The sequence below is a fragment of the Hydrogenophaga sp. LT287 genome (assembly GCF_055702805.1).
In genome coordinates, this window is record NZ_JBVPZC010000006.1 from 108,543 (window position 1) to 118,677 (window position 10,135).

Annotated in this window: 9 protein-coding genes and 1 tRNA gene; 9 read left to right on the plus strand and 1 reads right to left on the minus strand. The window is 59.6% G+C overall.

Going from position 1 to position 10,135, the window contains the following annotated elements; all coding sequences use genetic code 11:
• Positions 1 to 9: 9 nt before the first annotated feature.
• The 5 genes from AC0GNR_RS07340 (at position 10) to AC0GNR_RS07360 (ending at position 3,637) form a co-directional block, all read left to right on the plus strand.
• On the plus strand, positions 10 to 1,434 hold the full coding sequence (locus tag AC0GNR_RS07340; RefSeq protein ID WP_472900376.1) for a cytochrome b: 1,425 nt from the start codon (positions 10 to 12) through the stop codon (positions 1,432 to 1,434).
• Positions 1,435 to 1,466: 32 nt separating this feature from the next.
• Positions 1,467 to 2,222, plus strand: coding sequence for a cytochrome c1 (locus AC0GNR_RS07345; RefSeq protein ID WP_472900312.1), 756 nt, complete (start codon positions 1,467 to 1,469; stop codon positions 2,220 to 2,222).
• 115 nt (positions 2,223 to 2,337) lie between these two features.
• Complete coding sequence (locus tag AC0GNR_RS07350) at positions 2,338 to 2,949, plus strand: glutathione S-transferase N-terminal domain-containing protein (RefSeq protein WP_159607845.1); 612 nt, start codon at positions 2,338 to 2,340, stop codon at positions 2,947 to 2,949.
• A gap of 53 nt (positions 2,950 to 3,002) precedes the next feature.
• Positions 3,003 to 3,548, plus strand: a complete 546-nt coding sequence (locus AC0GNR_RS07355; protein ID WP_472900313.1) for a ClpXP protease specificity-enhancing factor — start codon at positions 3,003 to 3,005, stop codon at positions 3,546 to 3,548.
• Positions 3,549 to 3,561: 13 nt separating this feature from the next.
• A tRNA-Thr gene (locus AC0GNR_RS07360) sits at positions 3,562 to 3,637 on the plus strand.
• A gap of 38 nt (positions 3,638 to 3,675) precedes the next feature.
• On the opposite strand, the gene AC0GNR_RS07365 is transcribed toward AC0GNR_RS07360, so the two are convergent.
• The gene (locus AC0GNR_RS07365) at positions 3,676 to 3,966 is read right to left on the minus strand and encodes a DciA family protein (RefSeq protein WP_472900314.1); all 291 of its coding nucleotides are present in this window, start codon (positions 3,964 to 3,966) and stop codon (positions 3,676 to 3,678) included.
• Between the two features lie 78 nt (positions 3,967 to 4,044).
• On the opposite strand from AC0GNR_RS07365, the gene AC0GNR_RS07370 reads away from it, so the two are divergent.
• From AC0GNR_RS07370 to AC0GNR_RS07385, 4 genes are all read left to right on the plus strand, one after another.
• Positions 4,045 to 4,995, plus strand: coding sequence for a M23 family metallopeptidase (locus tag AC0GNR_RS07370; RefSeq protein ID WP_472900315.1), 951 nt, complete (start codon positions 4,045 to 4,047; stop codon positions 4,993 to 4,995).
• Between the two features lie 169 nt (positions 4,996 to 5,164).
• On the plus strand, positions 5,165 to 7,930 hold the full coding sequence (secA, locus tag AC0GNR_RS07375; protein ID WP_472900316.1) for a preprotein translocase subunit SecA: 2,766 nt from the start codon (positions 5,165 to 5,167) through the stop codon (positions 7,928 to 7,930).
• Positions 7,931 to 7,992: 62 nt separating this feature from the next.
• The gene (gene argJ / locus AC0GNR_RS07380; protein WP_472900317.1) at positions 7,993 to 9,240 is read left to right on the plus strand and encodes a bifunctional glutamate N-acetyltransferase/amino-acid acetyltransferase ArgJ; all 1,248 of its coding nucleotides are present in this window, start codon (positions 7,993 to 7,995) and stop codon (positions 9,238 to 9,240) included.
• Positions 9,237 to 10,115: an ATP-binding protein gene (locus tag AC0GNR_RS07385; RefSeq protein WP_472900318.1), complete on the plus strand. Its 879-nt coding sequence runs from the start codon at positions 9,237 to 9,239 to the stop codon at positions 10,113 to 10,115. The genes argJ and AC0GNR_RS07385 overlap by 4 nt, the downstream gene beginning before the upstream one ends.
• Positions 10,116 to 10,135 lie beyond the last annotated feature (20 nt).

Sequence of the window (10,135 nt, forward strand, 5' to 3'; positions counted from 1 at the left end):
CAGAGGCAAATAATGGCTGAATTCAAAGAAATTTCCCCCGATGCTCCCATGGGCCAAAAAGCGCTCAACTGGGTCGACAACCGGTTTCCGTTGTCCAAGCTCTACAACGAGCACTTGGCCGAGTACTACGCTCCCAAGAACTTCAACTTCTGGTACTTCTTCGGTTCGCTCGCGCTGTTGGTGCTGGTGATCCAGATCGTCACCGGTATTTTTCTGGTGATGCATTACAAGCCCGACGCCAACCTGAACGCTGCTGGCGTGCCGGTGGCCTTTGCGTCGGTCGAATACATCATGCGCGACGTGCCGTGGGGCTGGCTCATTCGCTACATGCACTCTACAGGCGCCTCGGCGTTCTTTGTGGTCGTCTACCTGCACATGTTCCGTGGCTTGATCTACGGTTCGTACCGCAAGCCGCGCGAGTTGGTCTGGGTGTTCGGCTGCGCCATATTCTTGGTCCTGATGGCGGAAGCCTTCATGGGCTATCTGCTGCCTTGGGGTCAGATGTCGTACTGGGGCGCCCAGGTGATCGTGAACTTGTTTGCCGCGGTCCCCTTTGTGGGTCCTGATCTGGCTTTGCTGATCCGCGGCGACTTTGTGGTGGGCGATGCCACGTTGAACCGCTTCTTCAGCTTCCACGTCATTGCGGTGCCGCTGGTGCTGCTGGGCTTGGTGGTTGCTCACATCATTGCGCTGCACGAGGTGGGTTCCAACAACCCAGACGGCGTTGAAATCAAGGCGCTCAAGGACGAAAAGGGCATCCCGCTGGATGGTATTCCCTTTCATCCCTACTACAGCGTTCACGACATTCTTGGTGTGTCCGTGTTCCTGATGGCCTTCTCCGCCATCGTGTTCTTCGCCCCTGAACTGGGCGGCTACTTTCTGGAATACAACAACTTTATTCCAGCCGATCCCCTGGTGACGCCGTTGCACATTGCACCCGTCTGGTACTTCACGCCGTTCTATTCGATGCTGCGTGCCATCACCAACGAAATGATGTACGCGCTGATCGCTTGCGTTTTGCTTGGTGCTGTGCTGGGTGTGGTTAAGGCCAAGATCGGCTCGGCCATGAAGGCGGCTGTCGTCGGCGGCGCTGTTGTGATGGTGGCGCTGATGCTCGCCATTGATGCCAAATTCTGGGGTGTGGTTGCGATGGGTGGTGCCGTGGTGATCTTGTTTGCCCTGCCTTGGCTGGACAACAGCCCTGTCAAATCCATCCGTTACCGTCCAAGCTGGAACAAGTGGCTTTACGCCGTGTTCGTGATCAACTTCCTGATCCTCGGCTACCTGGGTGTGTTGCCCCCATCGCCTATCGGTGAGCGCGTCTCGCAGGTCGGTACCTTGTTCTACTTTGGCTTCTTCCTGCTGATGCCTTGGTGGAGCCGGATCGGCGAGTTCAAGCCCGTCCCGACCCGCGTCACGTTTACGCCCCACTGAGCCCCTACCAGCGATTCCGGAGAGTCAATCAAATGAAAAAAATTCTTCTGGGCTTCATGATGGCCTTGGGTTTGTCGGGTGCCGCGCTGGCTGCAGGCGCGGGTTTCCCGCTGGACAAAGCCCCACAGCGAACCAATGACATGGCCGCGCTGCAAAACGGTGCCAAGTTGTTCGTGAACTACTGCCTCAGCTGTCATTCGGCATCGTTCATGCGTTACAACCGCCTGCGCGATATTGGTCTGAACGACAAGCAAATTGCTGAGAATCTGACCTTCACCACCGACAAAATCGGTGACACCATGAAGTCCAATATGGACCCGGCGTTGGCCAAAAAGTGGTTTGGCGCCAACCCGCCCGACCTCACCTTGGTGGCTCGCTCACGCGCCAGCAAGCAGGGTTCTGGCCCTGACTACATCTACACCTTGCTGCGCACCTACTACCGCGACGAGACCAAACCCACAGGCTGGAACAACCTGGTGTTCCCCAACATTGGAATGCCAAACCCGCTGTGGGAACTCCAGGGCGAGCGAAAGCCGGTCTTCGACAAAGTGACCAGCCATGGTGCCGAAATCGAGGTCCACAAGGGCTGGGAGCCTGTGACGGCTGGCACGATGACCGCTTCTGCCTACGACCAAAACGTGGGCGATTTGGTTGCTTACCTGCAATGGATGGCCGAGCCTGAGCAAAATAACCGTGTGCGCATTGGCGTGTGGGTTTTGCTCTTCCTTTCGGTGTTCACCGTCATCGCCTGGCGCCTGAACGCGGTGTTCTGGAAAGACATCAAATAATTTGATCCGGGTCGGGTCCCTCGCTCTAGAGCGCGGGACCCTCCGTTCCACAGTGGTTTGCAGCACCGCACGGTGTTTATGCAACCCACTGTTTTTGCTTTAAGGAGACTCCCTCATGATGGTCTTGTATTCGGGCACCACCTGCCCTTACTCCCACCGCTGCCGCTTTGTCCTGTTTGAAAAAGGCATGGACTTTGAGATCCGCGACGTGGACCTGTACAACAAGCCCGAAGACATCAGCGTGATGAATCCCTACGGACAGGTCCCGATCCTGGTCGAGCGCGATCTGATTTTGTACGAGTCGAACATCATCAACGAGTACATCGACGAGCGCTTTCCGCATCCCCAGCTGATGCCCGGCGACCCCGTTGACCGCGCCCGCGTGCGCCTGTTTTTGCTGAATTTCGAAAAAGAGCTGTTCACGCACGTGTCCATGCTGGAATCGCGCAGCACCAAAGGCAATGAAAAGGCGCTGGAAAAAGCCCGTGCGCACATACGCGACCGTTTGACCCAGTTGGCCCCCGTGTTCTTGAAAAACAAGTTCATGCTCGGCGACAATTTCTCCATGCTGGATGTGGCGATCGCCCCCCTGCTGTGGCGTCTGGATTTCTACGGTATTGAGCTCAGCAAAAATGCTGCACCCTTGCTGAAGTACGCCGAGCGCATCTTCTCGCGCCCAGCCTACATTGAAGCGCTGACGCCTTCTGAAAAGGTCATGCGCAAATAATCGGTACACCAGACCTTTTGTGTCTGGTGCCATTTTTTGCATGTGGACAGCCCATGAAATCTTTCGAGTCGGAAACACCCTCCACACGTCCCTACCTCATTCGTGCTTTGCACGAATGGTGTGTTGACAACGGCTTTTCGCCCTACATTGCGGTGCAGGTGGATGCATCGGTGAGGGTGCCGATGGAGTTCGTCAAGAACGGTGAGATTGTTCTCAACGTCGGTGTGGACGCCACCAGCGCTTTGCGCCTAGGCAACGACTTCATCGAGTTCAAGGCCCGGTTTGGCGGTGTGGCGCGCGAGATCATTGTTCCTGTCAGCCATGTGATCGCCATCTACGCACGTGAAAACGGGCAAGGCATGGCTTTCCCTGCGCCACCGGTGGCCACGGTCAGCGGGGTCGGTGGGGCTCCACAGGGTGTGATGTCTGTTTTGGAGGACGCGAGCGAAACGGAAGATTCAGCCGAGTCGCCCGTCCGCGGTGCGCTGCGCGCTGTGCCCGTGGAAGAGGCCGCATCAGAGGGGGGCGAGCCTCCACCGCCTCAGCCCGATGGGCCTGCGCGCGGGGGCGGGCGGCCGCAGCTCACCCGCGTCAAGTAAAATGTTTTTTTGTGCCGCTTTAGCTCAGTTGGTAGAGCAATCGCCTTGTAAGCGATAGGTCGTCTGTTCGAGTCAGACAAGCGGCACCACCCCTTTTTGCAGGGCCATGTGCCGGCGGCGTTTGCCCTCAGCTGCCCGCCATTTGGACTTTGATCCGAATTGCGTTAACCTGCGCACCGTTTTGGGCCAACACTTGCAGCATCGCCGGCAGCAGCTGGCGAAGTTTGGTTGAAGCCGATGCGCTACTCACCAATATGCACCACTCGTTCTCTTGAATCGGGCCTGCTTTGACGTGCTGGCGCAATGTCGCGGGGATCAGAGCGCTCACTTGTTGGAGGCAGCGCTGCGATGCCTGAATCCGTTCTTGTAGCGCAGCCAGGCTGGGTGCCTCGCCGACTGCCTGCTCCAGGCTGAGCATGGTGTTGAGTCGTGGGGCTGTTCGCATTCGGTGGGTGTGCGTCGACTCGACGCGGTGACTTTTCGAAAAGGTTGAATTTTGCACATCATTATCACGGACGCCTGGTTGGCGAAAAGTCGGGCCCTGCACCTCAGCGGTTACAAATTGATCGGTGCTGGTTTGCTGGCCTCGGTCTTGTTGATGTTGGGCTCTGTGGTGGCGTACCACGGCGTATTTCTGGAAGGGGTGCGGCAAGGGTGGCCGGGCTTTGCCTCGGTAGGGCGCATGGTGCACCAGAGCGAGGTGGAAACCCAGGAAGTCTTCATGCGTGAAAACCTGGATGCCATGGCTCGAAAGCTGGGTGAAATGCAGGCCCGGATGATGCAGTTGGAGTCATTGGGCGATCGGGTGGCCGGGCTGGCTGGCCTCAATCCAGCCGAGTTCAAGACGGCTCCCGGTGCTGGCGGGTCTTTGGTGGCTGTTCGGGAGCTTTCCGTACCCGAGTTGATGGCCGCCATGGAGCAGCTCGATATGTCCAGTGACTCGCGCGTGGATTGGTTGACGGTGGTGGAATCTCGCCTTTTTGACCAGAAGATTCAGCGAACCATGGTGCCTACCGAGCAACCCGTGGCGGGCGTTCGCGTGGGCTCCCCCTTCGGCTTTCGCATCGATCCCATCACCGGCCGATCTGCCTTGCACACCGGCCTGGACTTCCCGGCGGACACCGGTACGCCCATTCTGGCTGCGGCCGGCGGTATGGTCGTGGTGCAGGAATACCATCCGGCATACGGCAATATGGTTGAAGTGGATCACGGCAATGAGCTGATCACCCGCTACGCCCATGCATCTCAGGTGTTCGTGAAAAAAGGTGACATTGTGAAGCGTGGTCAGAAGATCGCCGATGTAGGTTCGACGGGGCGTTCAACTGGCCCTCATCTGCATTTTGAGGTGTGGGTGTCGGGCGTCCCGCAGGACCCCCAGCGCTTTCTGGCTGCGGGTGAGTCGATGGCAACGGCGCAGCTGCAACAGGGTCGAGCCCGTAAACCCTGAAAGCGCCTTGATGCGGCAGGTAAAATGCCGCCTTGCTCTTGAAATATGAGCGTTCGGCGGAACCTGACGGCAAGCCGTTGGTGTCCTATGCCACCCACGTTCGAAAGAACCTTCCGAATCCCCTTTTGCCTGAACGGAGACCCTCGGGTGTCCGTTCAGGCCTGTACGTATGGCCACAAACTTCCTCACCAAAATTTTCGGTAGCCGCAACGACCGTTTGCTCAAGACCTACCGCAAGACCGTGGAGCGCATCAATGGTCTGGAGGCGCAGTTTGAAAAACTCAGCGACGAGGAGTTGAAGGCGCAGACCGAGATTTTCAAACGCCGAGTGGCCGACGGTGAGGCGCTGGAGTCGGTGTTGCCCGAGGCTTTTGCGGTGGTTCGAGAGGCCAGCAAGCGCGTCATGAAGATGCGTCATTTTGACGTGCAAATGGTGGGTGGTTTGGCCTTGCACCATGGCAAAGTGGCCGAAATGCGCACGGGTGAGGGCAAGACGCTCACCGCCACCTTGCCCGTTTACCTGAACGCACTCACCGGCAAAGGCGTGCACGTGGTGACGGTGAACGACTACCTGGCCAGCCGCGACGCTCAGTGGATGGGACGGCTGTACAACTTTCTGGGTTTGACGGTGGGCATCAACCTGCCGCAAGCACCTCGGGAAGAGAAGCAGGCCGCTTACCGTGCCGACATCACCTACGGCACCAACAACGAGTACGGTTTCGACTACCTGCGTGACAACATGGTGTACGAGGCTGGTGACCGGGTTCAGCGTGCGCTGAACTACGCCATCGTTGACGAGGTGGACTCGATCCTGATCGACGAGGCACGCACGCCGCTGATCATCAGCGGCCAGGCCGAAGACCAGACCCCTTTGTACCTTGCCATCAACCAGCTGATTCCCCAGCTGGTGCGCCAAGAAGGCGAAGCCGATCCGCGCACGGGCGAGGGCGTGATCAAGCCAGGCGACTTCACCATGGACGAGAAGGCGCACTCGATCCACATGACCGAGCAAGGGCACGAGAATGCCGAACGTTTGCTCAGCCAGGCCGGGTTGTTGCCCGAAGGCGCTTCGCTCTACGACCCGTCCAACATTGCCTTGTTGCACCATTTGGTGACTTCGCTGAAGGCGCACCACCTCTACCACCGCGACCAGCACTACGTCAGCCAGAACGGTGAAATTGTCATCGTCGATGAATTCACGGGCCGCCTCATGTCGGGTCGTCGCTGGAGCGATGGCTTGCACCAGGCCGTGGAGGCCAAAGAGGGCGTGACGATCCAGCCTGAAAACCAGACGCTGGCCTCCATCACCTTCCAGAACTATTTCCGCCTCTACGGCAAGCTTTCCGGCATGACGGGCACGGCCGACACCGAAGCCTACGAATTCCAGGAAATTTATGGTCTGGAAACGGTGGTGATCCCACCCAACCGCCCCAGTTCGCGCACCGATCAGCTCGACCGGGTGTACAAGACGACGAAAGAAAAATACGTCGCAGCGATCGAAGACATTCGCGAATGCCACGAGCGTGGTCAGCCGGTGCTGGTGGGTACCTCGTCGATTGAAAATTCCGAAATCATTGCCACGCTGTTGCAGGCTGAAAACCTGCCCCACGAGGTGCTGAACGCCAAGCAGCATGCCCGCGAAGCGGACATCATCATCCAGGCGGGGCGCCCCGGTGCCATCACCATCGCCACCAACATGGCGGGCCGCGGTACCGACATTGTGTTGGGTGGCAACCTGGAAAAAATGGTTGAGGCGGTGCAGACCGATGCTTCGCTCGACGATGCCACGAAGGCCACGCGCATCGAAGCGGTACGCGAGCAATGGAAGCTGGATCACGAGAAGGTGCGGGCACTGGGCGGCTTGCGCATCATCGCGACCGAGCGCCACGAGTCGCGCCGCATTGACAACCAGTTGCGTGGGCGATCGGGGCGCCAAGGCGACCCCGGTTCGTCGCGCTTCTACCTGAGTTTGGACGATTCGCTCATGCGCATCTTTGCGGGCGATCGCGTGCGCGCCATCATGGATCGCCTGAAGATGCCCGAGGGCGAGGCCATTGAAGCGGGCATCGTGACCCGCAGCATTGAGAGCGCTCAGCGCAAGGTTGAGGCGCGCAACTTCGATATTCGCAAGCAGCTGCTGGAATACGACGATGTGTCCAACGACCAGCGCAAGGTGATCTACCAGCAGCGCAACGATATCTTGGACGCTGACAGCCTGCGCGGCCAGATCGACTCGCTGCGCGACGGCTGCTTCATCGACCTCGTGCACCAGTTTGTGCCTGCGGGCAGCGTGGAAGAGCAGTGGGATCTCGCTGGCTTGGAGCGCAATTTGCGCGAAGAGTGGGCAGTGGATGTGCCGGTGTCCAGTTGGGTGTCAGACGCCGAGGCCATCGACGTTGATGATATTGTGGAACGTGTGTTGGCCGCTGCCAAAGAGGTCTTCAACGGCAAGGTCCAGGTGGTGGGTGAAGAGAACTTCACCCAGTTCGAGCGGGTGGTGTTGCTGCAAACCATCGACAGCCAGTGGCGCGAACATCTGTCGGCCTTGGACTACCTGCGCCAGGGCATTCACCTGCGGGGTTACGCCCAGAAGCAGCCCAAACAGGAATACAAGCGCGAAGCTTTCGTGTTGTTCGGGCAGCTGCTGGACAGCGTGAAGAACGATGTCTCGCGTATTTTGATGAACGTGCGGGTGCAGTCCGCGGAGCAAATTGCCCAGGCTGCAGAGCAACTGGAAGAGCGAGCCGAACAGATTGCCAACATGACCTACACCGCGCCGACCGAAACGGGTGAGGTGGAAGTCATCACCAGCGCCGGAGCCGTGGCTACCGCCTCGGGTGCCTTGGCAGACGCCGTACCCCGTGTGGGGCGCAACGATGCGTGCCCTTGCGGCAGTGGCAAAAAATACAAGCATTGCCACGGCAAGCTGGACTGATATCCCGCGGCTGACCCGTTCGGGTGCCCCACGGCAAGCCACGTCTTTTTCACGGAGTTTCCATGCCTGTTCAACTTGATATCCCGCTGGCTGTTGATTTGCTGGCCATCCCCGGTGTACGCATTGGTGTGGCTCAGGCGGGTATCCGAAAGGCCAACCGCAAAGATCTGACCGTTTTCCTTTTGGACGAAGGCAGTGCGGTGGGTGCGGTTTTCACCCAAAACCGCTATGCGGCTGCACCGGTGCAGGTGTGCCGTGAGCACCTGGCCTCGGGTGCTGCCATTCGTGCCATGGTCATCAACACCGGCAACGCGAACGCCGGCACGGGCGAGCCAGGATTGGCTGCGGCGCGCCAGACCTGCACGGCCATGGCGCGTGCGCTCGGGTTGGGTCATGAACAGGTGCTGCCGTTTTCCACCGGGGTGATCATGGAGCCTTTGCCCCTGGACCGGCTCCTGGCGGGTTTGCCCCAGGCGCTTGAACTCGCAGCGCAGTCGCCTGTGGCATCGGGTGCCCAGTGGCTGTCTGCCGCTGAAGGCGTGATGACCACCGACACGCTGCCCAAGGCGGCAAGCGGTCAGTTCGTGCTGGGCGGCACCACGGTGAGTGCCACCGGTATTGCGAAAGGGGCGGGCATGATCCGCCCCAACATGGCAACCATGCTCGGTTTTCTGGCCACCGATGCCTGTGTGGCCCCAGAGCTGATGGGCACACTGGCCCGCCGGCTCGCCGATGTGTCGTTCAACCGTGTCACCGTGGATGGCGATACGTCCACCAACGACTCGTTTGTGGTGGTCGCCACAGGCAAGGCCGGGCACGCACCCATCACCGATCTCAGCAGCCCCGACGGTCAAGCCCTGCTGGCCGCGCTGGTGCCCCTGGCGCAACACCTGGCGCACGCCATCGTGCGCGATGGAGAGGGCGCGACCAAATTCATCACCATCCGGGTTGAGGGCGGTCAGACGTCGCCTGAATGCCTGCAGGCGGCCTACGCGGTGGCGCATTCGCCGTTGGTCAAAACCGCATTTTTTGCCAGCGACCCGAACCTGGGCCGCATCTTGGCGGCGGTGGGCTACGCGGGCATTGCCGATCTGGATGCCACGAAAATTGAATTGCACCTGGGCGATGTGCATGTGGTGGCGGCTGGGGGCCGGCACCCCGACTACCGCGAGGAAGACGGTCAGCGCGTCATGAAGGACGCCGAGATCCTGGTGCGCATAGGCCTTGGCCGTGGCGATGCAACCGACACAGTCTGGACCTGCGATTTCAGCCACGACTACGTCACCATCAACGCCGATTACCGGTCATGAATGCCAACTTCGAACGCCTGCTGGAGCGTGCCGAGCGATTGATGGCGCGCATCGAGTCGGTGCTGCCGCAACCCTTGGGCGCTCCCGACTGGTCGGCATCGGTGGCCTTTCGCTACCGCAAGCGCAGCAGTGGCCATGGTGTGCTGGAACCTGTGCGCCAGGTCGCGCACATGCGTTTGGTCGACCTGCAGGAAATCGGTGGGCAGAAGGAAAAGATCCAGCGCAACACCTTGCAGTTTGTGCAGGGGCTGCCGGCCAACAACGTGCTGCTCACAGGCGCCCGCGGTACGGGCAAGTCGTCCTTGGTCAAGGCTTGCCTGAACGAGTACGCCTCTGAAGGACTGCGCCTGATTGAGGTGGACAAGGCCGACTTGGTGGACTTGCCCGATATTGTGGATGTGGTGGCTGACCGGCCCGAGCGTTTTGTGGTGTTTTGTGACGATCTGAGTTTTGAAGACGGCGAGCCTGGCTACAAGGCTTTGAAGTCGATCCTGGACGGCTCGGTGTCGGCGGCGGGTCAAAACGTGCTGATTTACGCCACCAGTAACCGGCGCCACCTGCTGCCGGAATACATGAAAGAAAACCTCAGCTACACCCACACCGCTGATGGCGAGGTGCACCCGGGTGAGGTGGTGGAAGAAAAAATCTCCCTCTCTGAGCGCTTTGGTCTTTGGGTGAGTTTCTACCCCTTCAGCCAAGATGAGTACCTCACCATCGTGGCGCAGTGGCTGGCGTCCTTCGGCGTGTCCGTCGAGGCCATTGAGTCGGCTCGGCCTGCAGCGCTGGTGTGGGCTCTTGAAAGAGGTTCACGCAGCGGCCGGGTGGCCTACCAGTTCGCCCGTGATTACGCGGGTACCCATGCGGCGCGTGGCTAAGCTGATTCGGCACAAAGGCT

Bases quoted from the DNA above. Each gene is read 5' to 3' on its own strand.
- AC0GNR_RS07345 (WP_472900312.1), top strand. From the start codon at position 1,467: ATGAAAAAAATTCTTCTGGGCTTCATGATGGCCTTGGGTTTGTCGGGT.
- AC0GNR_RS07350 (WP_159607845.1), top strand. From the start codon at position 2,338: ATGATGGTCTTGTATTCGGGCACCACCTGCCCTTACTCCCACCGCTGC.
- AC0GNR_RS07355 (WP_472900313.1), top strand. From the start codon at position 3,003: ATGAAATCTTTCGAGTCGGAAACACCCTCCACACGTCCCTACCTCATT.
- AC0GNR_RS07365 (WP_472900314.1), bottom strand. From the start codon at position 3,966: ATGCTCAGCCTGGAGCAGGCAGTCGGCGAGGCACCCAGCCTGGCTGCG.
- secA (WP_472900316.1), top strand. From the start codon at position 5,165: ATGGCCACAAACTTCCTCACCAAAATTTTCGGTAGCCGCAACGACCGT.
- argJ (WP_472900317.1), top strand. From the start codon at position 7,993: ATGCCTGTTCAACTTGATATCCCGCTGGCTGTTGATTTGCTGGCCATC.
- AC0GNR_RS07385 (WP_472900318.1), top strand. From the start codon at position 9,237: ATGAATGCCAACTTCGAACGCCTGCTGGAGCGTGCCGAGCGATTGATG.